Origin of the sequence: Pseudomonas sp. DC1.2, from assembly GCF_034351645.1 — a bacterium.
Classification (GTDB): domain Bacteria; phylum Pseudomonadota; class Gammaproteobacteria; order Pseudomonadales; family Pseudomonadaceae; genus Aquipseudomonas.
Genome location: NZ_CP133782.1, coordinates 3,156,945 through 3,179,766, shown reverse-complemented (window position 1 = coordinate 3,179,766; position 22,822 = coordinate 3,156,945). Strand labels below are relative to the sequence as shown.

Below are 22,822 nucleotides of genomic sequence, written 5' to 3'. Positions count from 1 at the left end.
TTCAGGTTATTGCGCAGTGGCTGGTGCCAGGAAAGCGGCTTCCAGCAACTGCTGTGTATACGGATGTTGAGGGGCGGCAAAGATACTTTGCGCGTCTCCCTGTTCGACCACTTGGCCATGCTTCACCACCATCAGCTGGTGGCTCAGCGCTTTGACGACAGCCAGGTCATGGCTGATAAACAAATACGTCAGGTTGTACTTCGTTTGTAGCGAACGCAAAAGCTCTACCACTTGCCGCTGGACTGTCCGGTCGAGTGCCGAGGTCGGTTCGTCCAGCAGAATCAGCGCCGGTTTGAGCACCAAAGCCCTGGCAATGGCGATTCGCTGCCGTTGCCCACCGGAAAATTCGTGGGGGTAGCGGTTCCGGGTTTCCGGGTCCAGACCTACCTCCTTGAGTACCGCAATAATCGCTTGTTCCTGTTCCGCCTCGGTGCCCATTTTATGGATACGCAGGCCTTCGCCGACGATCTGTCCCACGCACATTCGCGGGCTGAGGCTGCCGAAGGGGTCCTGAAACACCACCTGCATTTCGCGGCGTAGCGGCCTAACTTCGTTCTGCGTCAGGCAGTCTAGCTGTTTGCCCTCAAAACGGATGCCACCTTTACTACCAATCAGCCGCAAAATTGCCAGGCCGAGCGTCGATTTGCCGGAACCGCTTTCTCCCACGATCCCCAGGGTTTGGCCCTGAGGCAGGCTGAAATTGATGCCGTCTACTGCTTTGACATAATCCACCGTGGTTTTCAAGAAGCCTTTCTTGATCGGGAACCAGACTTTCAGGTCCTCGACTTGCAACAGCGGCGGGCCAATCGCGTTGGTCGCCGGCTTGCCGCTGGGCTCCGCTGCCAACAGTTCCCGCGTGTACGGGTGCTGCGGCGCGCGGAACAACTGCGCACACGATGCCTGTTCGACGATGCAACCGCGCTGCATGACACATACGCGATGCGCAATTCTTCGCACCAGGTTCAAATCGTGACTGATCAGTAGCAGTGCCATGCCCAGGCGAGCCTGTAATTCCTTTAGCAGCTCCAGGATTTTCAGTTGTACGGTCACGTCCAGGGCAGTGGTCGGTTCGTCGGCAATCAGCAGTTCCGGTTCATTGGCCAGGGCCATGGCAATCATCACCCGCTGGCGCTGACCGCCGGACAATTCATGGGGCAGGGCCTTGAGGCGTTTGTGCGGCTCGGGGATGCCGACCATCTCCAGTAATTCAAGGGTTCGCTTGGTCGCAATTTTGCCGGTCAGGCCCTTGTGAATGCCCAACACTTCATTAATCTGCTTTTCAATCGAGTGCAGCGGGTTGAGCGAGGTCATCGGCTCCTGAAAGATCATGGCGATTCGGTTGCCACGGATGTGCCGAATGGTTTTCTCTTTCAGACTCAGTAAGTTTTGCCCGGAATACTCAATGGTGCCGGACGGGTGCCGGGCCAAGGGGTAGGGCAGCAAGCGCAGAATCGAGTGCGCGGTCACAGATTTACCGGAACCGCTTTCACCGACCAGGGCCAGGGTTTCACCGCGCTTGATGTCGAAACTGACGCCTTCGACTACCCGCTGACAGCGTTCGCCGACGACAAACTCGACGGCCAAGTCGCGCACTTCGATCAGATTGTCCTGCTGCATTTCACTTCCTCGGGTCGAAGGCATCGCGAGCGGACTCGCCGATAAACACCAGCAGGCTCAACATCACCGCCAATACCGCAAACGCGCTGATACCTAGCCACGGAGCTTGCAGGTTGGATTTGCCCTGCGCCACCAGCTCGCCGAGTGACGGTGCGCCCGGCGGCAAGCCGAAGCCAAGGAAGTCCAGGGCGGTCAGGGTGCCGATGGCGCCTGTCAGGATGAACGGCATAAAAGTCATGGTCGAGACCATGGCGTTGGGCAGGATATGGCGGAACATAATTGCACCGTTCTGCATCCCCAATGCCCTGGCTGCGCGCACGTACTCCAGGTTACGCCCGCGCAGGAACTCGGCGCGCACCACATCCACCAGGCTCATCCAGGAGAACAGCAGCATGATCCCCAGCAGCCACCAGAAGTTTGGTTGCACGAAACTGGCGAGGATGATCAGCAGGTACAGCACCGGCAGTCCCGACCAGATTTCCAGGAAACGCTGCCCGGCAAGATCAACCCAGCCACCATAAAAGCCCTGCAAGGCCCCGGCGATCACACCGATGATCGAGCTGAGAATGGTCAGTGTCAGCGCGAACAACACCGAAATCCGGAAGCCATAGATCACCCTGGCCAACACATCGCGCCCCTGATCGTCGGTGCCCAGCAGGTTGTCTGTCGATGGCGGGCCGGGGGCCGGGACTTTCAGGTCGTAGTTGATGCTTTGGTAACTGTAGGGAATCGGTGCCCACAGTACCCACGCATCCTTGGCCTTGAGCAGCTCACGGATGTAGGGGCTTTTGTAGTTGGCTTCCAGCGGAAACTCACCGCCGAAGGTGGTCTCCGGGTAGCGCTTGAGGGCGGGGAAGTACCAGCCATTGTCGTAATGGACGACCAGCGGTTTGTCGTTGGCGATCAGTTCGGCACCGAGGCTGGCGCCGAACAGAACCAAAAACAGCCACAGCGACCACCAGCCACGCTTGTTGGCCTTGAACAGTTCGAAGCGTCGGCGATTGAGAGGGGACAGGTTCATCTCAATGCTCCCGGTGTTCGAAGTCGATGCGTGGATCGACCAGGGTGTAAGTGAGGTCGCCGATCAGTTTCACCACCAGCCCCAGCAGCGTGAAGATAAACAAGGTGCCGAAGACCACCGGATAATCGCGGTTGATCGCCGCTTCAAAGCTCATGAGGCCGAGCCCGTCGAGCGAGAAAATCACCTCGACCAGCAAGGAGCCAGTAAAGAAAATCCCGATGAACGCCGACGGAAACCCGGCGATCACCAGCAGCATGGCGTTACGAAACACATGACCGTAAAGCACCCGGTGTTGGGTCAAACCCTTGGCCTTGGCCGTCACCACGTACTGCTTGTTGATTTCATCGAGAAAGCTGTTTTTGGTCAGCAGGGTCATGGTCGCAAAGTTACCGATCACCAACGCGGTCACCGGCAGTGCGAGGTGCCAGAAGTAATCGAGAATTTTGCCGCCCATGCTCAGCTCGGCGAAGTTGTTCGACGTCAGGCCTCGCAGCGGAAACCAGTCAAAGTAACTGCCGCCGGCAAATACCACGATCAGCAGGATGGCAAACAGAAACGCCGGAATTGCATACCCGACGATGATCGCCGAACTGGTCCAGACGTCGAAATGGCTGCCGTGGCGTGTGGCTTTGGCGATCCCCAGCGGGATCGACACCAGGTACATGATCAGCGTGCTCCACAACCCGAGGGAGATCGACACCGGCATCTTTTCCTTGATCAGGTCGATGACTTTGGCATCGCGGAAGAAGCTGTCGCCGAAATCCAGGGTCGCGTAGTTCTTGATCATGATCCACAAGCGTTCCGGCGCCGATTTATCGAAGCCGTACATGTGCTCGATTTCTTTGACCAGCGCCGGATCCAGGCCTTGGGCGCCGCGGTAGGCAGAACCGGCCACCGACACTTCGGCGCCCCCACCGGCGATGCGGCTGGTGGCGCCTTCAAAGCCTTCGAGCTTGGCGATCATCTGTTCTACGGGGCCACCGGGAGCGGCCTGGATGATCACGAAGTTGATCAGCAGAATGCCAAACAAGGTCGGGATGATCAGCAGCAGTCGCCGAAAAATATACGCCAGCATCTGATTACTCCGTGCCCGCAGGGTCGGCTTGCAGTTTGGTTTCGACTTCTATTGCCGGTGTCGCGTTGGGCTTGACCCACCAAGTGGCAATACCGACGTCGTACTTGGGTGGCGTTTTCGGGTGCCCGATGTGGTTCCAATACGCCACGCGCCAGGTCTTGATGTGCCAGTTGGGGATCACGTAATAACCCCATTGCAGTACGCGGTCCAGTGCTCGTGCATGAGCCACCAGGCTTTGGCGTGAATCGGCGTTGATCAGTTGCTCGACTAATTGGTCCACTACGGGGTCTTTCAGGCCCATGGAATTGCGGCTGCCGGGTTTGTCGGCGGCGGCAGTCATCCAGAACTCGCGTTGTTCGTTGCCCGGCGAATTGGACTGCGGGAAGCTGCCGACGATTATGTCGAAGTCCCTGGAGCGCACGCGATTGATGTACTGCGAGACGTCTACACGACGGATCACCAGGTCGATACCCAAGTCACTGAGGTTGCGCTTGAATGGCAACAGCACACGTTCGAATTCGGTCTGGGCCAGCAGGAATTCAAGGGTCACCGGTTTTCCGTTGGCGTCGACCATCTTGTCGTCGACGATGCGCCAGCCGGCCTCTTGCAGCAATTGATAGGCCTGGCGTTGCTGGGTGCGAATCATGCCGCTGGCGTCGGTCGTCGGGTTCTGGAACGCCTCGCTGAACACTTCGGCCGGGAGCTTGCTGCGGAACGGGTCGAGAATCGCCAGCTGCTCGGCGTCCGGCAGACCGGTGGCGGCCATTTCCGAGTTTTCGAAGTAACTGCGTGTGCGGGCGTAGGCGCCGTTGAACAATTGCTTGTTGGTCCATTCGAAATCCAGCAACAGGGTCAGGGCCTGGCGCACCCGCACATCCTGGAACACCGGGCGGCGCAGGTTGAACACGAAGCCCTGCATGCCGGTGGGATTACCGTTGGGAATTTGTTCCTTGATCAACCGGCCTTCGGTCACGGCCGGAGTGTTGTAGGCGTTGGCCCAGTTCTTCGCGGTCATTTCCAGCCAGTAATCAAATTGCCCGGCCTTGAGGGCTTCGAGGGCTACTGTGTTGTCGCGGTAGTAGTCGGTGGTCATGACGTCGAAGTTGTAGAAACCACGGTTGACCGCCAGGTCCTTGCCCCAATAGTCCTTGACGCGCTCATAGCGCACCGACCGCCCGGCTTTTACTTCGCTGACCTGGTAGGGGCCACTGCCCAGAGGCTTTTCCAGATTGCCTTTATTAAAATCGCGGGTGGCCCACCAGTGTTTGGGCAATACCGGCAACTGGCCGAGGATCAATGGCAGCTCACGATTGTTGTCGTGCTTGAACTTGAAGAGCACGGTGAGCGGGTCTTCAGCGATCACTTCTTCCACATCGCTGTAGTAGGCACGGTAGAGCGGGGCGCCCTCTTTGATCAGGGTCTGGAAACTGAACACCACGTCTTCGGCGCGCACCGGATGGCCGTCGTTAAAGCGGGCTTCGGGGCGCAGGTAGAAGCGCACCCAGCGATTGTCCGGGGCTTTTTCGATCTTGCTGGCGATCAGGCCGTACTCGGTGAACGGCTCGTCCAGGCTCTGTTTGGCCAGGGTGTCGTAGACCATGCCGATGTCGTCGGCCGCTACGCCCTTGCTGATGAAGGGGTTGAGGCTATCGAAACCGCCGAAACCGGCCTGACGGAAGATCCCGCCCTTGGGCGCGTCAGGGTTGACGTAATCGAAATGTTTGAAATCGGCCGGGTATTTGGGCGGCTCGTTGTACAGGGTCAGGGCATGTTGCGGGGCGGCGCAAGCTAGCCCGGCGAATAGCAGAGCGCTGGCCTGTAGCAGGGCGCATAAGGGCTTCATTGATCTTTCTCCGAAGATTTTAGCCACCAGGCGCTTAAGCCCAGGGTGTAGGGCGGCGTAGTGACGAAGGCGAACCGATTGCGGTAGGCCAGACGATGATAATTGAGGTCCCAGTTGGGAATGCTGTAGTGCTGCCACAGCAGTACCCGGTCCAGGGCCTTGCCGGCGGCGACCTGTTCATCGCGGGTCTGGGCGGCGAGCAATTGGTCGAGCAAACGGTCTATCACCGGGTTGGCAATACCGGCGTAGTTTTTGCTGCCCTTGACCCCGGCCTGGCTGGAATGAAAATACTGCCACTGCTCCAGGCCGGGGCTGAGGGTCTGGTTGAGAGTCATCAGGATCATGTCGAAATCGAACTGATCCAGGCGCTGTTTGTACTGCGCGCGATCTACAGTGCGCAACCGGGCATCGATGCCGATGCTGGCGAGGTTCTCGACGTAGGGCTGAAGGATGCGTTCCAGGCTGGGGTTGACCAGCAGGATTTCAAATCGCAGCGGCTGGCCTTGGGTGTTTTCTAACCGCTGATTGTTGAGCTTCCATCCCGCCTCGCTGAGCAGGCTCAAGGCCTTGCGCAAGGTTTTCCTGGGAATGCCGCGGCCGTCGGTCTGCGGCAGGCTGAAGGGCTCGGTGAAGAGCTTGGCAGGCAGTTGTTCTCGATAGGGTTTGAGCATCAGCCATTCATGGCCCACCGGCAGTCCAGTGGCGGCGAACTCGCTGTTGGGGTAGTAACTCTTGGTGCGCTGATAGGCACCGTTGAACAGCGTGCGGTTAGTCCACTCGAAGTCGAACATCATCCCCAGGGCCTCGCGCACCTTGACCTCGGCGAAGGTCGGGCGGCGGGTGTTCATGAACAGGCCTTGGCTCTGGGTCGGAATTTGATGCGGGATTTGCGCCTTGATCACGTCGCCACGTCGCACGGCGGGGAAGTGGTAGCCGTTGTCCCAGTTTTTGGCCTGGTGTTCGATGTAAATGTCGAACTCGCCTGCCTTGAAGGCTTCGAAGGCTACATCGCTGTCGCGGTAGAACTCCACTTCCATGCGATCAACGTTGTATTTGCCGCGATTGACCGCCAGATCCTTGCCCCAGTAGTCCTTGACCCTTTCGAAAATAATCTGGCGCCCCGGCTTGACCGAGGTGATGCGGTACGGCCCGCTGCCCAGCGGCGGCTCGAAGGTGGTGGCCTTGAAGTCACGACCTTGCCAGTAATGTTGCGGCAGTACCGGCAACTCGCCAAGGCGCAGGATCAGCAGCGGATTACCCGCGCGCTTGAAGACGAAGCGGATCCGTTGCGGTCCCAAAATATCGACTCGCTGCACTTCCTGAAGGTTGGTGCGGTACTGCGGGTGACCTTCCTTGAGCAGCAATCGATAGGAAAACGCGACATCGTAGGCGGTAATCGGGGTGCCATCGTGAAAGCGCGCTTCGGGCCGAAGATTGAACACCACCCAACTGCGATCCTCGCTGTATTCAACCGATTGAGCGATCAGCCCATAACTCGACGTCGGCTCGTCACCTGACGGCGCGTACTGCCCGGTGCCAACCATCAGCGGCTCGTTAAGCTCGTTGATGCCGTATTGCAGGAAGTTAGGGGTGGAAACCGGGCTTGAGCCTTTGAACGTGTAAGGGTTGAGCGTATCGAAGGTGCCAAACGCCATCACCCGCAACGTACCGCCCTTGGGCGCTTGCGGGTTGACCCAGTCAAAGTGGGTAAATCTGGCCGGGTACTTGAGCGTGCCGAACTGCGCATAACCATGGCTTTCGATGATCGTCGCGCTTACAGGAGGGCTCAAGGCCAGGCTGATCAGGAGCAGGAGGAGGGCACACTTCAAGTCAGAGATCCGATCCAGGAGGCTTGGACTTTGTGGGCCGTACAGTAACAGCTTGTATCGACAGGAAAAAGACAGGCGCTTATTGCTTCGCTAATTGCGCAGGTGTGGGCTAGCCGCGGCCACCATTGGTAAAAAACCCCTGCCTAAGTCAGGGGCTCGTTTTTAGTGGGGCGAATAAACCGTCAGCATCTGGCCCGGCTTCAACGCTTGGCCAACCCGTGGGTTCCAGCGCTTGAGGTGCTGCATTTCTACGTTGAAACGCTTGGCCACCATGTACAGCGAGTCACCTTGCTTGACCTTGTACTGGGTCTGCTTTTTGTTGTTAGCCGCCACTATGGTGCTGGCGCGCCCATTGCTGCGTTTAGTGGTGTCCTGCATCACCAGGGTCTGACCTACCTTGAGGTTCTTGCCGGTGAGTTTGTTCCAGTGCTGCAGGTCCTTGACCTCGACGTTGTGAGCCTTGGCGATGGTGCCAAGGTTGTCGCCGCGTTTAACACGGTAAGCGCGCTTGAGGCTCGCCAGCTCACGACTGTCGAGGCTGTCGAACACCGGCTTGAGCGGGCGTTTACTGATCAGTTCCTCGGGGCGCATGGTCGACAGGCTGGCCGTCAGCAGTTGCGCCTTGGATGTCGGCACCAGCAAATGCTGAGGGCCGTCGAGGGTGGTGCGCTGCTTGAACGCCGGGTTGAGCTGGAACAGTTCGTCTTCGTCAATGTTGCCCACGGCGGCTACTTTGGAGAGGTCCATGCGCTGGTTGATTTCGACGACCTGGAAGTACGGTTCGTTGGCGATCGGGTTGAGGTTGACGCCATAGGCTTCCGGCGACAGCACCACTTGCGACAACGCCAGCAGCTTCGGCACGTAGGCCTGGGTTTCGGCGGGCAGCGGCAGGTTCCAGTAATCGGTCGGCAGGCCGAGCTTCTGGTTGCGCTCGATGGCCCGGCTGACGGTGCCTTCGCCGGCGTTGTAGGCCGCCAGGGCCAGCAGCCAGTCACCGTTGAACATGTCATGCAAGCGTGTCAGGTAATCCATGGCCGCGATGGTCGAAGCGGTAATGTCGCGACGGCCATCATAGGCGCTGGTCTGACGCAGGTTGTAGTAACGCCCGGTGGACGGAATGAACTGCCAAAGACCCACCGCGTCTGACCGGGAATAGGCCATCGGGTTATAGGCGCTTTCAATCACCGGCAGCAGCGCCAATTCGAGCGGCATGTTGCGTTCTTCAAGGCGTTCGATGATGTAGTGGATGTACAGGCTGCCGCGCTCGCCGGCGTTTTCGAGGAAGGATGGATTGCTGGCGAACCACAGACGCTGTTGCTCGATGCGGGGGTTGACGCCCAATCCGTCCTGCAACTGGAAGCCTTGGCGCATGCGCTCCCACACATCCTGCGGTGCTTGCGGGCTTGGTTTTTCGCTGAGCCAGATCGGCTTCTGCTTGGCCCGAGCGGCGAAATTCGGTGCATGTACCGCATCGGTTTGCGGTGCATGGCTTGAACAGCCCGCCAGGGTGGCGGACACAGCCACCGCGATGGCTTGAGCCAAGCGGGTCAATGCGTCTGAATTGATGGCTTTACGAATAGGTGACGACATTGGCTGGAAGTAAGTTCCGGGCGAAAATGTCGGGCGATTCTAGAAAGCGCACCCCCTGCGGTCAACCATTCAGAATTTTTGTATCAATAGGTAGCTTGCTTAGAACTTATCTTTCCAAGCCCGCAGGGCAGCAAAGACCGCACTCGGCGCCCGGTTTTCGGGACCATTCCGTTCGTCCACTTTTTCTTTAACAGATATTACATCGGTCCGTAAAAACGGATTGGTCAGCTTTTCCAGGGACAGTGTGGACGGCAGCGTCATGATCCCTGCTGCGCGCTGAGCCGTCACATTGACCAGGCGTTCGGCGGTGTCTGGGTTGTTCGGTTCGACTGCCACGGCAAACTTAAGATTGCTCAGGGTGTATTCGTGAGTGCAATAGATCAGTGTGTCTTCGGGCAAAGCCGCAAGACGTGTCAGCGAGGTGTGCATTTGCTCCGGCGTGCCTTCGAACAAGCGGCCGCAACCGGCTGCGAACAAGGTGTCGCCGCAGAACAGCAGCCCGTGGTGATAAAAGGCAATGTGCCCCAACGTGTGGCCCGGAACGGCAAAGACATCGAAGTTCCGGCCCAGTACGGTGAGGTGATCGTTATCCTTGAGCGCAACGTCGCGGGCCGGTATGTTTTCGCTGGCCGGACCGTAGACTGTCGCATCCGTAGCTTTTTTCAGCGCCTCGACGCCACCGACGTGATCATGATGATGGTGAGTGATCAGGATATCGCTCAGGACCCAACCGGGATGCGCTGTCAGCCAGGCCTGAACCGGCGCGGCATCGCCTGGATCGACCACGGCGCAGCGTTGGGTGTGAGGGTCCTGCAACAACCAGATGTAGTTGTCGGTGAAGGCGGGCAGGGCACTGATCTGTATCATCGTCGGATTCGCCAAGCTGAAAACAATGGCGCATCTTAGAACTTCCTGGCGCGTTGGAGAATGCAATGACCGATAAAGCGTTCGCTCAAGCTGACCCTGACTGGCTGGCACTGATCAGCGCGGCCCGTGAATGGCTGTCCGGACCGATCGGGCAATTTCTGTTGGACGAAGAGCGACGCATGCTCGAAGACGAGCTGGGCCGGTTCTTTGGTGGCTATCTGGTGCATTACGGGCCATCGGCGCAGACGCCGCCGTCGGCACCCCAGGTGCAGCGTAATGTGCGGCTCGGCGCGCCGCTGCCCGGGGTCGAAATTGTCTGCGAAGAGCAGGCCTGGCCCCTGAGCGAGCATGCTGCCGACGTGGTAGTGATGCAGCACGGGCTGGATTTCTGCCTGTCGCCTCATGGTTTGTTGCGTGAGGCCGCCAGCAGTGTCCGGCCCGGCGGGCACTTGTTGATCATCGGCATCAACCCCTGGAGCAGTTGGGGTTTGCGCCATGTGTTCGCTAACGATGCCTTGCGCCAGGCGCGTTGCATCTCGTCTTCTCGGGTCTCCGACTGGCTGAACCTGCTGGGTTTCGCGCTGGAGAAACGCCGCTTCGGGTGCTATCGTCCGCCGCTTGCATCGCCCAAATGGCAGGCCCGTCTGGCCGGTTGGGAGCGCAAGGCCGGTGAATGGCAGTTGTCGGGTGGCGGCTTCTATTTATTGGTCGCGCGCAAGATCGTAGTCGGCCTGCGGCCTGTACGTCAGGCTAGACGCGAACCGATGGGCAAGCTGATTCCGTTGCCGATGGCCAAGGTCAATCGTCGCAACATCGAGCCGTAAACACTCTTTACTTCCCGGCCGGGATTGCCCCGGCCTAGGGCATCGTCGGTCTGTGATCGGCGAGCCACCGCATTTTCTGGATAGATTGGCATGAGCGATAGCGTAGAACTGTTCACCGATGGCGCCTGCAAAGGCAACCCTGGCCCGGGCGGCTGGGGCGCACTGCTGGTGTGCAAAGGTATCGAAAAGGAACTCTGGGGCGGCGAAGCCAACACGACCAACAATCGCATGGAATTGATGGGCGCGATCAAAGGCCTGGAAGAGCTCAAGCGTTCCTGCGACGTGCTGCTGGTGACTGACTCCCAGTATGTAATGAAGGGCATCAACGAGTGGATGGACAACTGGAAGAAGCGCGGCTGGAAAACGGCAGCGAAAGAACCGGTTAAAAATGCCGATCTCTGGAAGTTGCTGGACGAACAGGTCAACCGCCACAACGTTACCTGGAAATGGGTTCGCGGGCACATCGGCCACCACGGCAACGAACGGGCCGACCAGTTGGCTAACCGTGGGGTTGATGACGTGCGTGGGTACAAACAGGATTGACCTCAGGCGGATCGTTCCCGCGTGGGCGCGATCCGCTCACGGCCTTCGCGAGCACACCGGTGAGCGTGGTAACATCGCGACTTTTACACGATTGACCCGTTGAGAGCTGAGCACTGATGGCCACCAGATCCGTTGTACTCGATACCGAAACCACCGGCATGCCGGTGACTGACGGCCACCGGATTATCGAAATCGGTTGTGTCGAGTTGATCGGTCGGCGCCTGACGGGCCGGCATTTTCACGTTTACCTGCAACCGGATCGCGAAAGTGATGAAGGCGCCATCGGTGTCCATGGCATCACTAATGAATTCCTGGTGGGTAAGCCGCGTTTCAACGAAGTGGCCGATGAATTTTTTGAATTCATCAAGGGCGCGCAGCTGATCATCCATAACGCAGCGTTCGACGTTGGCTTCATCAACAACGAATTTGCCCTTATGGGTCGGCAGGATCTCGCTGATATCACCCAGCACTGCTCGATTCTTGACACGCTGATGATGGCCAGGGAACGTCACCCTGGGCAGCGCAACAGCCTCGACGCATTGTGTAAGCGCTATGGCGTCGACAACTCCGGGCGTGAGCTGCACGGCGCCTTGCTCGACTCCGAGATTCTTGCCGACGTTTACCTGACCATGACCGGTGGCCAGACCAGCCTGTCCCTGGCCGGTAATGCGTCAGACGGTAATGGGTCGGGTGAAGGTGCAGACAATTCAGCCACCGAAATTCGCCGCCTGCCAGCCGATCGTCAACCGACTCGGATCATTCGTGCCAGCGAAGATGACCTGGCGCAGCATATCGCGCGCTTGGAGGCGGTGGCCAAATCCGCCGGTGCGCCGTCGTTGTGGCAGCAGTTGGTTGATGCGAAGGCTCAGGCGTAATCCGCAACCTGAGTAAGTGGTAGCGCGGCTGGCCACAGGGTGGTGCGCCGTCCGACCCGTTTCGGGGCGTCCGCGCTCGCCACATTCGCATCAACCCTCTACCCTGAGTGTATTGGCAGGCCACGGTCTGCCGCCTCAGGACGCTGAGCCTTATGTATAAAGATTTGAAATTTCCGGTGCTTATCGTCCATCGCGACATCAAGGCAGATACCGTCGCCGGCGATCGCGTGCGGGGCATTGCCCGGGAGCTGGAACAGGAGGGCTTCAGCATCGTCTCGGCGGTGGATTACACCGAAGGTCGACTGGTCGCCTCGACCCATCACGGCCTCTCCTGCATGTTGATCGCGGCCGAGGATGCCGGTGCCCACTCTCACTTACTGCAAAACATGGCCGAGCTGATCGGCTTGGCGCGGGTACGCGCTCCGGATTTGCCGATTTTTGCCCTGGGCGAGCAGGTGACCCTGGAAAACGCCCCGGCCGACGCGATGGCCGAACTCAACCAACTGCGCGGTATTTTGTACCTCTTCGAAGATACGGTGCCATTCCTTGCCCGCCAGGTCGCGCGGGCGGCGCGCAAGTATCTGGATGGTCTGCTGCCGCCGTTCTTCAAAGCGTTGGTGCAACACACCGCCGACTCCAACTATTCCTGGCATACCCCCGGCCATGGCGGCGGAGTGGCGTATCACAAGAGTCCTGTGGGTCAGGCGTTTCACCAATTTTTTGGCGAAAACACACTGCGTTCGGATTTGTCGGTGTCCGTCCCCGAACTGGGTTCGCTGCTCGATCATACCGGGCCGCTGGCCGAGGCCGAGGCGAGAGCCGCACGCAATTTTGGCGCCGATCATACGTTTTTCGTGATCAACGGCACCTCGACCGCCAACAAGATTGTCTGGCACTCCATGGTCGCCCGAGACGATTTGGTGTTAGTGGATCGCAATTGCCACAAGTCGGTGTTGCACTCGATTATCATGACCGGCGCCATTCCGTTGTACCTGTCTCCGGAGCGCAATGAACTGGGGATCATTGGTCCGATTCCCTTGAGCGAGTTCAGTCGGGAGTCGATCCAGGCCAAAATCGACGCCAGTCCGCTGACCAAGGGCCGAGCACCTAAAGTCAAACTGGCGGTGGTGACAAACTCGACCTACGACGGCCTCTGTTACAACGCCGAGTTGATCAAGCAAAGTCTGGGCAACAGCGTCGAGGTGCTGCATTTCGACGAGGCCTGGTATGCCTACGCGGCGTTTCACGAGTTCTTCGCTGGGCGTTACGGCATGGGCACTTCGCGCAGTGATGATGGCCCGCTGGTGTTCACCACCCATTCCACACACAAGTTGTTGGCGGCGTTCAGTCAGGCGTCGATGATTCATGTGCAGGACGGCGGCGCACGGCAACTGGACCGTGATCGTTTCAATGAAGCGTTCATGATGCACATCTCCACCTCGCCGCAGTACAGCATCATCGCGTCCCTGGACGTAGCCTCGGCGATGATGGAAGGACCGGCTGGTCGTTCGCTGTTGCAGGAAATGTTCGATGAAGCCCTGAGTTTTCGCCGGGCGCTGGCCAATCTGCGGCAACACATTGCTGCCGATGACTGGTGGTTTTCCATCTGGCAGCCGCCCTCAGTGGAAGGTATCAACCGGGTCGTGACCGAAGACTGGTTGCTGCAACCCGACGCTGAATGGCACGGTTTCGGCGGCGTCACCGACGATTACGTGTTGCTCGACCCGATCAAAGTCACGCTGGTGATGCCCGGTCTTACGGCAGGCGGTGCCTTAAGCGAGCGGGGGATTCCGGCGGCGGTGGTCAGTAAGTTCCTCTGGGAGCGTGGGTTGGTGGTCGAGAAAACCGGGCTGTATTCATTTCTGGTGCTGTTCTCGATGGGCATCACCAAGGGTAAATGGAGCACATTGCTCACCGAGTTGCTGGAATTCAAGCGCAGTTACGACGCTAACGTCAGCCTCGCGACTTGCCTGCCGTGTGTCTCGCAGCAGGATGCCAGTCGTTATCGGGGCATGGGTCTGCGGGACTTGTGCGACCAACTGCATGCCTGCTATCGCAGCAATGCCACGGCCAAACACCTCAAACGCATGTACACCGTGCTGCCGGAAATCGCCATGAAACCTGCTGACGCCTATGATCAACTGGTTCGCGCAGAGGTCGAGGCCGTTTCAATCGATGCCCTGCAAGGGCGCATCGCCGCGGTGATGTTGGTGCCGTACCCGCCAGGTATTCCGCTGATTATGCCCGGCGAACGCTTCACCGAATCGACGCGCTCGATCAACGACTACCTTTCGTTTGCTCGCACCTTTGATAGCAGCTTTCCAGGGTTTGTCGCCGATGTGCATGGCTTACAACACGAAGACGAGGGCAATGGGCGGCAGTACACCGTCGATTGCATTAAGGAATGAGGACCTTTCCCAGTATGCGACCGGTCATTAATCCGAAGTACCCAGGGCTGTCGGTGCGCGTTGCCGATGACGGCTTTGCGCCCTACATCTGGGGCAGTGATTTCAGTTTTGAAGTCTCTGCCTACGGCACTGCTGAAATCGGTAAAGCGGTGGCGCTCTGGGCGGTCACACCGATCACCCCTTATCGCAAGTGTTACGGCATTGATCCTGAAGAATTCAGCAGTTTTCGTGATGCTGTCGACAGTGCCATTTTCATGGCTTATCTGGACGACGAACCGGTGGGCCACCTGGTGGTCAGTACCAACTGGAACGGCTTTGCCCATATCGACGAGTTGGCGGTGCATGCGCCTGCACGTCGGCACGGCGTGGCCAAGGCGCTGCTGGACGTGGCGCAGTTCTGGAGTCGCAAGAAAAAACTGCCGGGCATCACGCTCGAAACCCAGAACAACAACCTGGGGGCGTGCCGTCTCTACGAGCGCTGTGGTTATGTGATTGGCGGGATCGATCACCTGCGCTATCGCGGCATCGATCCGGACACTGCTGAGGTGGCGCTGTTCTGGTATCGCTTGTTCGATAACCCGCTGGAAAACCTGGTCAGCTCGCCAACATCGCCGCGGCGTGTTCCGTGATGATCGTAAGCAACACCTGAATCGCCGCCGATGATTCGGCGTTGTTAAGGGTGAGGGCGTAGAGGCTGATGGGGACAGCAGGCGCCAGCGGGCAGGTATCAAGCCCTGCCGATTTGGCGCCAAGCGCGGTAAACGGATCGACGATGGCCAAACCCTCGCCCGCCTCGACCATGCTGCGCATCATCTGGTGTGTCTGGACTCGGGTTTGAATGACCGGGGCAGGGCGCAGGGCCAGGAGTTTGCTATCGAGCGCCGGGCTCAGCGGATCATGACCTTCGAGGCCGACCATCGACTGGCCGGCCAGGTCCTGCAACGAAATGTACTTCTGCCTGGGTTGCAGCCAGCCGTGGGGCGCCAGTAACTGGAGCTTGCCCTGGGCAATCAATTGGCAATGAATATCGGCATGTTCGGGGTCGTGCAGGCTCAAACCCAAGTCGCTTTCGCGCAGTAACAAGCTTCTGACGATCTCGCGTGTGGGTTGGCTAAGCAGCGTACATGGTGCATCGGGCAGGCGTCGGCGCAGGGCCGCGATGCTTTGGGGCAACAACTGTTGCGCCAGGGGCGGGGTGCCGATGATGCGCAACGGTGGCGCCAGGTATTGCTTGAGGCTACTGGCCAGGCGCTGAATCGGTTCGAGGGCTTCATAGACGCGGGCGATCTCGACGTGTAACGCCCGAGCCTCACGCGTGGCCTGCAAGCGACCGCGCACGCTGGAAAACAGCATGAAGCCCAACTGACTCTCGGCGTCGCGCAAAACACCTTCGACCTCGGTCACCGGCAACTGAAGCCATTCGGCAGCCGTGCCCAGGTGACCGGTCTGCAAGAGCGCCTGAATCACTTCGATATGACGTAAACGCATGCGTGAAGTCCATGTTCAGCAGGTGAGGGAGTCAGTGGCTGAATCCTAACTCAAGTGCGTGCATATGACTTCTGCTCATAACGCAGGGTTATGAGGCAACGTGAGCTTCCGGCAGGCTGCCGACATAGGTGTCAGGCTCGCGGGTAATGGTGACGTCCGATTGAATCAGTAAAAACTGGTTGTCATCGAGTTTCTTGACGCGATCGCCAATGGCCAGCTTATAGGTGGTGACAGGCTCCGTGCCGCCGATACCGTCTGCCGACGGAGTGGATTCCTGAAACTCATGCACGGAATAAACGCGGCCTTCCGCGTCTCTTGCATGGAATTGACCAACAAGTACTGCTGCCATCTGCTTAAAACCTCTGGAGATAAATCACTCAATTTGCGGTTCTGTAGACCGTGTTTGAGCGAGTTAAGTTTTCCTACGGGAAAAAAATAGTCAGGGGCGATGATTTTCACTCGCCCACTGATTGCATCGTCATCTATAACTACAGGCTCTTTCCATCGAACAGTCGAGAATCTTCCATGAGCAACGTCTACACGATCGCCGTTCTGGTCGGCAGCTTGAGAAAAGAGTCGATCAATCGCAAGGTCGCGCTGGCCCTGGCTGATCTGGCACCTGCCAATCTGAAGCTCAATATTGTCGATATCGGCGATTTGCCGCTCTATAACGAAGACATCGATGGTGCATCACCGCCGGCAGCCTACAGCACTTTCCGACAACAAGTGAGTTCATCCGACGCGGTGTTGTTCGTTACCCCGGAATACAACCGCTCGGTGCCGGCACCATTGAAGAATGCCATTGATGTCGGCTCACGTCCTTATGGCAAGAGTGTATGGGGCGGAAAACCGGGGGCGGTAATCAGTGTTTCACCCGGTGCCATTGGCGGTTTTGGCGCCAATCATCATCTGCGCCAGTCTCTGGTGTTCCTTAATGTGCCCTGCATGCAGCAACCGGAAGCCTATCTGGGCGGCGCTGGAACGGCATTCGACGAGGCCGGCAAACTGTCTGACTCGGTAAAACCGTTTTTGCAGAGTTTTATCAATGCTTACGGGCAGTGGGTCGAGCAGTACAAAAAAGTCTGAGTGATCGTTCGCAGTGCTCCGGTTCAAAGGAGCACTCGCCGCGCTTGAGCGGCCGGGGGGTTGGCTGTAAGCCTGCGTCACGGCCGGGCGCAACGCCCCCTGCGATAACCACGGAATCTTTGCTTTACTGAATATCTGGTATTCCATATATTCTCGCCTCGTTCCTCCCGAGGCGTGCTTGCCATGTCCGACACCCGCAGTCCCGTCGATATCTTCAAAGCCCTGGCTGATGACACTCGCAGCCGCCTCGCGCTGCTGATTGCCCGCGAGGGGGAACTGTGCGTGTGTGAACTGACTGCCGGACTGGACCTGACGCAACCGAAAATTTCCCGCCACTTGGCGCTTTTGCGCAGTCATGGCGTGCTGGCTGACCGTCGTCAGGGGCAATGGGTTTTTTATCGACTGCACCCTGAATTATTTCCTTGGGTCATCACTCTGTTACAGGGCGCGTTGGCAGCCAACGTTGAATGGCTCGCGGCTGATGTCGCGCGTTTAAAGGCGATGGCCGACCGGCCGGTTCGCTGCTGTTGATTGCTTATTGATCCTGGAAGGCGGATTCGCATGCTGGTAGCGTCGTTGATATTTTTGCTGACCATTACGCTGGTGATTTGGCAGCCGAAGGGCTTGGGTGTCGGCTGGAGTGCAGTGTTGGGCGCGGTCTTGGCGCTACTGTCTGGGGTTGTACACCTGAGCGATATTGCGTTGGTGTGGCAGATCATCTGGAACGCTACAGGCACGTTCGTTGCGCTAATTATCATTAGCCTGCTACTGGACGAGGCGGGGTTCTTTGCTTGGGCGGCCCTGCACGTGGCTCGATGGGGCAAGGGCCGTGGGCGCAAGCTGTTCGCCTTCATGGTGTTGCTCGGGGCGCTGGTGTCGGCGTTGTTCGCCAACGACGGTGCGGCGCTGATCCTTACGCCGATCGTGATTTCCATGCTCCTGGCCCTGCGCTTTTCAAAGGCTGCGACCCTGGCGTTTGTGATGGGCGCCGGTTTCATTGCCGATACCGCGAGCCTGCCGCTGGTGGTGTCGAACCTGGTGAACATTGTTTCTGCCGATTTCTTCCACATCGGCTTTAACCGCTACGCGGCGGTGATGATTCCGGTCAACCTGGTGAGTGTCGCTGCAACATTAGCGATGTTGATGTGGTTTTTTCGCCGTGACATTCCTCTGGTATACGACCCTGCGCAACTGGAAGATCCCGCCACGGCGATCCATGACAAAGCGACGTTTTATGCCGGTTGGGCGGTGTTGGTGATTTTGTTGGTGGGGTGTTTCGCGCTGGAGCCGTTAGGCATTCCCATCAGTGCCATTTCTGCGGTGTGTGCGGCATTGCTGCTGGCGATCGCCGCCGGCGGCCACAAAATATCCACGCGTAAGGTGATGAAAGAAGCACCGTGGCAGATCGTGATTTTCTCTTTAGGTATGTACCTGGTGGTCTACGGCCTGCGTAATGCAGGTCTCACGGGGTATCTCGCGGGCTGGCTGGATGCTTTCGCCGGTTACGGCGTCTGGGGCGCTACGCTGGGCACTGGCGTGCTGACGGCGCTGTTGTCCTCGATCATGAATAACTTACCGACGGTGCTGATCGGTCTGTTGTCGATTGATGCGAGCCAAGCCACGGGGGTGATAAAGGAGGCAATGATCTACGCCAACGTGATCGGCAGCGACCTGGGGCCAAAAATCACCCCGATTGGCAGCCTGGCGACGTTGCTGTGGCTGCATGTGCTGGAGCGCAAGAATATCCGGATCGGGTGGGGGTATTACTTCAAGGTGGGGATTGTGCTGACGGTGCCGGTCTTGTTGGTGACGTTGGCCGCGCTGGCTGTGCGTTTGTCTCTTTAGACCGCGTCAGCTCTATCGCACGATGGCTCGCTACGCCATGGACGGCGAAGCGCTTGCGCGCGATAGGGCCCTTCGAGGCATCACCAGATGCCTCATCCACTGCCCGGCACATTGGGCCAAAGATCCGCCACCAGAAACAGACGCTCTGCTTCCTCCCAGTCACCCTCGGCATTCTCGGTCAACCGCACCAGTAGCTGTGCCGGCGCCATCGGCGCCAGATCACTGAGCCAGGCATTCAACTGGTCGGTATTCCAGGTCTGCTCCGCGCCATAGTGTGCCGGCGCCAGCCAGGCATGACGGGGCAGGGGCTGCCAGCGCCCGAAGGGACGCTGCGTAACAAAGTCGGCCCAGTCTTTTTGGTGCAACCAGCTACCACGCAAATGCTGCGGGTGGGCGCCGTGCGGTGGCGCGGCCTGCCCGGGCCATGGATAGAGCAAATACCCGCCCAGCCACAAGTGCGCATTGAACTGTTGAATATCCAGCGCCGCCAGCACTTCTCGGCTTTCCGGTCGAGCGGAAATCGGAAGTTGATGCTGAGTCAGGTGCGCCAGTTTGCGGTCCAGCCGGTCATGGCAGCCCGGACCGAGCCACTGCGCGGTGTCACGCCCGTCGCCATTTTGCGGCCCGAGGTAAAGCTTGATCGCCAGTTCCAGATGATGCACGCCGTCGCGGTCGCGCAGCAGCATATCGAGTTCGCCCAGGGTGTGGCCCTCGCGGCGTATTGGCAGGTTGGCGGCAATCAGCTCTATACCCGGCGCATGCCGCACCGCGTACTGCCAAAGGCGTTCGTAATACAAACCGAGGCGCCGGGTTCTGGCCTGCGCGAGCCAGTGCAGCAAGTCATAGCTGTCGCGGTCCAGTTGCCGCAGCCACTGCTCCAGTCGCTCTGGCGCTTGTACCCAGTCGCTGCCGGCCAGTGGATGACGCTGTGGCCACGGCGTTACGCTGAGCATCGGCGGCGCGAGGATGACCCACGCCAGGTCGCGCACTTCGGGGTGGCGCAACTGGTGGGGCAGCGGGAGCAAATCGGGAAATAGGATCATCTTGCGAGCATAGCCCTAAACATGAGGACACCCCTTGGGCTGAAAGGATTTTGTCTATCCTGCGCTTTCGCCCATAATCGTGCTTTTCGCCGTCGCAGACCCGGAGCCCCATGGAGCAATTTCGCAATATCGGCATCATCGGTCGCCTGGGCAGTTCGCAGGTGCTGGATACCGTCCGCCGATTGAAACGGTTTCTGCTTGATCGTCATCTGCACGTGATCCTCGAAGACACCATCGCTGAAGTGTTGCCGGGTCATGGCCTGCAAACCTCGTCACGCAAGATGCTCGGCGAAGTCTGTGACATGGTGATTGTGGTCGGCGGTGATGGCAGTCTGCTGGGCGCTGCCCGTGCGCTGGCCCGACACAATATTCCGGTACTGGGCATCAACCGTGGGAGCCTGGGCTTTCTGACGGATATTCGCCCGGATGAGCTGGAAGTCGAAGTGGCCAAGGTTCTCGACGGCCATTATCTGGTGGAGAACCGCTTCCTGCTGCAAGCTGAAGTACGTCGTCATGGTGAGGCGATCGGCCAGGGTGACGCCCTCAACGACGTGGTGCTGCACCCCGGCAAGTCGACGCGGATGATCGAGTTCGAGCTGTACATCGACGGTCAGTTCGTCTGTAGCCAAAAGGCCGATGGCCTGATTGTCGCCACGCCCACCGGCTCCACTGCTTACGCGTTATCAGCGGGCGGCCCGATCATGCATCCCAAGCTCGACGCTATTGTCATCGTGCCGATGTACCCCCATATGTTGTCGAGCAGGCCCATCGTGGTCGATGGTAACAGTGAGCTGAAAATCGTGGTTTCCAAGGACATGCAGATTTACCCGCAAGTTTCCTGCGACGGGCAGAACCATTTCACCTGCGCGCCCGGTGACACCATCACGGTGAGCAAAAAAGCGCAGAAACTGCGCTTGATCCACCCGCTGGACCACAACTACTACGAAGTGTGTCGCACCAAGCTCGGCTGGGGCAGCCGCTTGGGTGGTGGAGGCGACTGATGCTTGATCCCGCGCGTAGCTACGACCTGATCGGTGACGTACACGGTTGCGCTCTGACCCTTGAGCACCTGCTCGACCGGCTCGGTTATCAAAAACACGCTGGCGTCTGGCGGCATTCGTCGCGCATGGCGGTTTTCGTCGGTGACATCATCGACCGCGGCCCGCGGATTCGCGAAGCGCTGCACATCGTCCATGACATGGTTGAGGCGGGTCAGGCGTTGTGCATCATGGGCAACCATGAATTCAACGCCCTGGGCTGGAGCACTCCGGCGCCGCCCGGCAGCGGCCAGCAGTTCGTGCGTGAGCATACCCCGCGCCATGCGCGTCTGCTCCACGAAACCCTGACCCAGTTCGAAGACCATCCGGCCGACTGGCATGATTTTTTGCAATGGTTCTATGACCTGCCACTGTTTGTCGATGCCGGGCGTTTCCGGGTGGTACACGCGTGTTGGGATGGCGGGCTGATCGAGCCCGTGCGTGGGTTATTCCCCAATGGCTGTATCGATGAGCATTTCCTCCAGGCTTCGGCCGTGCCGGGCAGCTTTGCCTGCACCGTGTTTGACCGACTGCTGCGGGGCACGGACATGCGCTTGCCCGATGGCCAGACCATGACCAGCGGCGACGGCCTTACGCGTTCGTTCTTTCGCACCAAATTCTGGGAAGACGACCCACAAACCTACGGAGACATTGTGTTTCAGCCCGATGCTTTGCCTGAACCGGTGGCGCGCACGCCGTTGTCGTCCACCGAAAAGAACACCTTGCTGCGCTACGGCATTGATGAGCCTTTACTGTTTGTCGGCCATTACTGGCGCAGCGGCAAACCGGCACCGATCCGTCCGAATCTCGCTTGCCTGGATTACAGCGCGGTGCTGTACGGAAAACTGGTCGCCTATCGACTGGACCAGGAAACACACCTAGACCCGCATAAATTTGTCTGGGTCGATGTTGAACGGCCGCAGGTGCTGCAATGAGTACCGTTGCGGTATTGCGGCTGCCGTTGACGGTGGACTTGAGCGGGTTCGTCAAACTGTTGCAGCGCATGCAAGTGCCTCACCGCGTCAGCGAAGAGGCCGGCGAGCAAGTGTTGTGGGTTGCGGCCAGCATCAGCGATGACGTGCGCTCGCTTTACGAGCGTTTCCCGGCCGGTGATCCGGATCAGCAACTGGACATCCCGGTGACGCCAACCTCGCGGCGTCCGGGCTTTGTCGAACAGTTGCGCGACAGCAAGGCGACTGCATTTGTCCTGCTGCTGAGCCTGATCGTCGGTGCCGTGACGTTGTTGGGCGATAAACTCGACACGTTGCGCTGGCTGACCTTTCTCGATTTTCAGGTGGTGGGCGAGTACATCCGTTTCACGCCGCTGGCCGACAGCCTGGCGGCAGGGCAGTGGTGGCGGTTGGTCACGCCGATGCTGATCCACTTTGGCATTCTGCACCTGGCCATGAATGGCATGTGGTACTGGGAGCTGGGACGGCGTATCGAGGCGCGACAGGGGGCGGTCAATCTGATCGGCCTGACCTTGTTGTTCAGCCTTGTTTCAAATTATGCCCAGTATTACTTCAGCGGCCCGACGTTGTTCGGCGGCTTGTCCGGGGTGCTCTACGGTTTGTTGGGGCATTGCTGGATCTTTCAGCTTCTTGCGCCTAATCCGGCCTATCGTCTGCCTCGCGGCGTGCTGGTGATGATGCTGGTATGGCTCTTGTTGTGCCTGTCCGGGCTGGTCTCGATGATCGGTTTTGGTGAAATTGCTAACGCGGCCCATGTGGGCGGGTTGCTCATCGGATGCTTCACCGGTTTGTTGGGCGGTGTGTACAACCGCCGTAAACTGGCCGCCTAAAACTGCTATGTGAATAAAGAGCGCGGAGAC

General features: G+C 58.8%; 21 protein-coding genes. 11 read left to right on the top strand and 10 right to left on the bottom strand.

Going from position 1 to position 22,822, the window contains the following annotated elements; translation table 11 throughout:
- Positions 1–6: 6 nt before the first annotated feature.
- The 7 genes from RHM68_RS14215 to gloB all read right to left on the bottom strand — a co-directional run bounded on the left by RHM68_RS14215 (position 7) and on the right by gloB (position 9,842).
- The gene (locus RHM68_RS14215) at positions 7–1,617 is read right to left on the bottom strand and encodes an ABC transporter ATP-binding protein (protein ID WP_322215699.1); all 1,611 of its coding nucleotides are present in this window, start codon (positions 1,615–1,617) and stop codon (positions 7–9) included.
- A 1-nt stretch (position 1,618) separates the two neighbouring features.
- Complete coding sequence (locus RHM68_RS14210) at positions 1,619–2,638, bottom strand: ABC transporter permease (RefSeq protein WP_322215696.1); 1,020 nt, start codon at positions 2,636–2,638, stop codon at positions 1,619–1,621.
- 1 nt (position 2,639) lies between these two features.
- Positions 2,640–3,713, bottom strand: a complete 1,074-nt coding sequence (locus RHM68_RS14205; protein WP_322215693.1) for a microcin C ABC transporter permease YejB — start codon at positions 3,711–3,713, stop codon at positions 2,640–2,642.
- Between the two features lie 4 nt (positions 3,714–3,717).
- Entirely contained in the window at positions 3,718–5,556 is a 1,839-nt protein-coding gene (locus tag RHM68_RS14200; protein ID WP_322215692.1) for an extracellular solute-binding protein, read from the bottom strand.
- Positions 5,553–7,385: an extracellular solute-binding protein gene (locus tag RHM68_RS14195; protein ID WP_322215689.1), complete on the bottom strand. Its 1,833-nt coding sequence runs from the start codon at positions 7,383–7,385 to the stop codon at positions 5,553–5,555. Before RHM68_RS14195 ends, RHM68_RS14200 begins: the two co-directional genes overlap by 4 nt.
- A 162-nt stretch (positions 7,386–7,547) precedes the next feature.
- Positions 7,548–8,975, bottom strand: a complete 1,428-nt coding sequence (locus RHM68_RS14190; protein ID WP_322215686.1) for a transglycosylase SLT domain-containing protein — start codon at positions 8,973–8,975, stop codon at positions 7,548–7,550.
- A gap of 99 nt (positions 8,976–9,074) precedes the next feature.
- A complete protein-coding gene (gloB, locus tag RHM68_RS14185; protein WP_322215683.1) occupies positions 9,075–9,842 on the bottom strand; it encodes a hydroxyacylglutathione hydrolase in 768 nt (255 codons plus the stop codon).
- A 65-nt stretch (positions 9,843–9,907) separates the two neighbouring features.
- On the opposite strand from gloB, the gene RHM68_RS14180 reads away from it, so the two are divergent.
- The 5 genes from RHM68_RS14180 to RHM68_RS14160 all read left to right on the top strand — a co-directional run bounded on the left by RHM68_RS14180 (position 9,908) and on the right by RHM68_RS14160 (position 15,121).
- Positions 9,908–10,666, top strand: a complete 759-nt coding sequence (locus tag RHM68_RS14180; protein WP_322215681.1) for a class I SAM-dependent methyltransferase — start codon at positions 9,908–9,910, stop codon at positions 10,664–10,666.
- A 90-nt stretch (positions 10,667–10,756) separates the two neighbouring features.
- Complete coding sequence (rnhA, locus tag RHM68_RS14175) at positions 10,757–11,209, top strand: ribonuclease HI (protein ID WP_322215677.1); 453 nt, start codon at positions 10,757–10,759, stop codon at positions 11,207–11,209.
- 116 nt (positions 11,210–11,325) lie between these two features.
- A complete protein-coding gene (gene dnaQ, locus RHM68_RS14170) occupies positions 11,326–12,084 on the top strand; it encodes a DNA polymerase III subunit epsilon (RefSeq protein ID WP_322215673.1) in 759 nt (252 codons plus the stop codon).
- Between the two features lie 152 nt (positions 12,085–12,236).
- A complete protein-coding gene (locus RHM68_RS14165) occupies positions 12,237–14,492 on the top strand; it encodes an Orn/Lys/Arg decarboxylase N-terminal domain-containing protein (RefSeq protein WP_322215669.1) in 2,256 nt (751 codons plus the stop codon).
- Between the two features lie 14 nt (positions 14,493–14,506).
- Positions 14,507–15,121, top strand: a complete 615-nt coding sequence (locus tag RHM68_RS14160; RefSeq protein WP_322215666.1) for a GNAT family N-acetyltransferase — start codon at positions 14,507–14,509, stop codon at positions 15,119–15,121.
- On the opposite strand, the gene RHM68_RS14155 is transcribed toward RHM68_RS14160, so the two are convergent.
- Both RHM68_RS14155 and RHM68_RS14150 read right to left on the bottom strand, forming a co-directional pair.
- A complete protein-coding gene (locus RHM68_RS14155) occupies positions 15,087–15,980 on the bottom strand; it encodes a LysR substrate-binding domain-containing protein (protein ID WP_322215663.1) in 894 nt (297 codons plus the stop codon). The genes RHM68_RS14160 and RHM68_RS14155 overlap by 35 nt on opposite strands.
- A gap of 88 nt (positions 15,981–16,068) precedes the next feature.
- The gene (locus RHM68_RS14150) at positions 16,069–16,329 is read right to left on the bottom strand and encodes a hypothetical protein (protein WP_322215660.1); all 261 of its coding nucleotides are present in this window, start codon (positions 16,327–16,329) and stop codon (positions 16,069–16,071) included.
- 176 nt (positions 16,330–16,505) lie between these two features.
- Between RHM68_RS14150 and RHM68_RS14145 the strand changes: the two genes are divergently transcribed.
- The 3 genes from RHM68_RS14145 (at position 16,506) to RHM68_RS14135 (ending at position 18,911) form a co-directional block, all read left to right on the top strand.
- Positions 16,506–17,066, top strand: coding sequence for an NAD(P)H-dependent oxidoreductase (locus tag RHM68_RS14145; protein ID WP_322215658.1), 561 nt, complete (start codon positions 16,506–16,508; stop codon positions 17,064–17,066).
- Between the two features lie 183 nt (positions 17,067–17,249).
- Positions 17,250–17,597 (top strand): metalloregulator ArsR/SmtB family transcription factor, encoded by a 348-nt coding sequence (locus RHM68_RS14140; RefSeq protein ID WP_322215655.1) that lies wholly within the window; start codon positions 17,250–17,252, stop codon positions 17,595–17,597.
- Between the two features lie 30 nt (positions 17,598–17,627).
- The gene (locus tag RHM68_RS14135; protein WP_322215652.1) at positions 17,628–18,911 is read left to right on the top strand and encodes an arsenic transporter; all 1,284 of its coding nucleotides are present in this window, start codon (positions 17,628–17,630) and stop codon (positions 18,909–18,911) included.
- 92 nt (positions 18,912–19,003) lie between these two features.
- On the opposite strand, the gene RHM68_RS14130 is transcribed toward RHM68_RS14135, so the two are convergent.
- Positions 19,004–19,954 (bottom strand): DUF1853 family protein, encoded by a 951-nt coding sequence (locus RHM68_RS14130; protein ID WP_322215650.1) that lies wholly within the window; start codon positions 19,952–19,954, stop codon positions 19,004–19,006.
- Between the two features lie 110 nt (positions 19,955–20,064).
- Between RHM68_RS14130 and RHM68_RS14125 the strand changes: the two genes are divergently transcribed.
- From RHM68_RS14125 to RHM68_RS14115, 3 genes are read left to right on the top strand one after another with little or no spacing between them, the layout of a single operon-like run.
- A complete protein-coding gene (locus tag RHM68_RS14125; RefSeq protein ID WP_322215647.1) occupies positions 20,065–20,955 on the top strand; it encodes an NAD(+) kinase in 891 nt (296 codons plus the stop codon).
- Positions 20,955–21,926: a metallophosphoesterase gene (locus RHM68_RS14120; RefSeq protein ID WP_322215644.1), complete on the top strand. Its 972-nt coding sequence runs from the start codon at positions 20,955–20,957 to the stop codon at positions 21,924–21,926. The genes RHM68_RS14125 and RHM68_RS14120 overlap by 1 nt, the downstream gene beginning before the upstream one ends.
- Positions 21,923–22,792 (top strand): rhomboid family intramembrane serine protease, encoded by an 870-nt coding sequence (locus tag RHM68_RS14115; RefSeq protein ID WP_322215641.1) that lies wholly within the window; start codon positions 21,923–21,925, stop codon positions 22,790–22,792. Before RHM68_RS14120 ends, RHM68_RS14115 begins: the two co-directional genes overlap by 4 nt.
- Positions 22,793–22,822 lie beyond the last annotated feature (30 nt).

Bases quoted from the DNA above. Each gene is read 5' to 3' on its own strand.
- RHM68_RS14135 (WP_322215652.1), top strand. From the start codon at position 17,628: ATGCTGGTAGCGTCGTTGATATTTTTGCTGACCATTACGCTGGTGATT.
- RHM68_RS14125 (WP_322215647.1), top strand. From the start codon at position 20,065: ATGGAGCAATTTCGCAATATCGGCATCATCGGTCGCCTGGGCAGTTCG.
- RHM68_RS14150 (WP_322215660.1), bottom strand. From the start codon at position 16,329: ATGGCAGCAGTACTTGTTGGTCAATTCCATGCAAGAGACGCGGAAGGC.
- RHM68_RS14120 (WP_322215644.1), top strand. From the start codon at position 20,955: ATGCTTGATCCCGCGCGTAGCTACGACCTGATCGGTGACGTACACGGT.
- rnhA (WP_322215677.1), top strand. From the start codon at position 10,757: ATGAGCGATAGCGTAGAACTGTTCACCGATGGCGCCTGCAAAGGCAAC.
- RHM68_RS14140 (WP_322215655.1), top strand. From the start codon at position 17,250: ATGTCCGACACCCGCAGTCCCGTCGATATCTTCAAAGCCCTGGCTGAT.
- RHM68_RS14115 (WP_322215641.1), top strand. From the start codon at position 21,923: ATGAGTACCGTTGCGGTATTGCGGCTGCCGTTGACGGTGGACTTGAGC.
- RHM68_RS14130 (WP_322215650.1), bottom strand. From the start codon at position 19,954: ATGATCCTATTTCCCGATTTGCTCCCGCTGCCCCACCAGTTGCGCCAC.
- RHM68_RS14215 (WP_322215699.1), bottom strand. From the start codon at position 1,617: ATGCAGCAGGACAATCTGATCGAAGTGCGCGACTTGGCCGTCGAGTTT.
- RHM68_RS14200 (WP_322215692.1), bottom strand. From the start codon at position 5,556: ATGAAGCCCTTATGCGCCCTGCTACAGGCCAGCGCTCTGCTATTCGCC.
- RHM68_RS14160 (WP_322215666.1), top strand. From the start codon at position 14,507: ATGCGACCGGTCATTAATCCGAAGTACCCAGGGCTGTCGGTGCGCGTT.
- RHM68_RS14180 (WP_322215681.1), top strand. From the start codon at position 9,908: ATGACCGATAAAGCGTTCGCTCAAGCTGACCCTGACTGGCTGGCACTG.
- gloB (WP_322215683.1), bottom strand. From the start codon at position 9,842: ATGATACAGATCAGTGCCCTGCCCGCCTTCACCGACAACTACATCTGG.
- dnaQ (WP_322215673.1), top strand. From the start codon at position 11,326: ATGGCCACCAGATCCGTTGTACTCGATACCGAAACCACCGGCATGCCG.
- RHM68_RS14165 (WP_322215669.1), top strand. From the start codon at position 12,237: ATGTATAAAGATTTGAAATTTCCGGTGCTTATCGTCCATCGCGACATC.
- RHM68_RS14155 (WP_322215663.1), bottom strand. From the start codon at position 15,980: ATGCGTTTACGTCATATCGAAGTGATTCAGGCGCTCTTGCAGACCGGT.
- RHM68_RS14205 (WP_322215693.1), bottom strand. From the start codon at position 3,713: ATGCTGGCGTATATTTTTCGGCGACTGCTGCTGATCATCCCGACCTTG.
- RHM68_RS14145 (WP_322215658.1), top strand. From the start codon at position 16,506: ATGAGCAACGTCTACACGATCGCCGTTCTGGTCGGCAGCTTGAGAAAA.
- RHM68_RS14190 (WP_322215686.1), bottom strand. From the start codon at position 8,975: ATGTCGTCACCTATTCGTAAAGCCATCAATTCAGACGCATTGACCCGC.
- RHM68_RS14210 (WP_322215696.1), bottom strand. From the start codon at position 2,638: ATGAACCTGTCCCCTCTCAATCGCCGACGCTTCGAACTGTTCAAGGCC.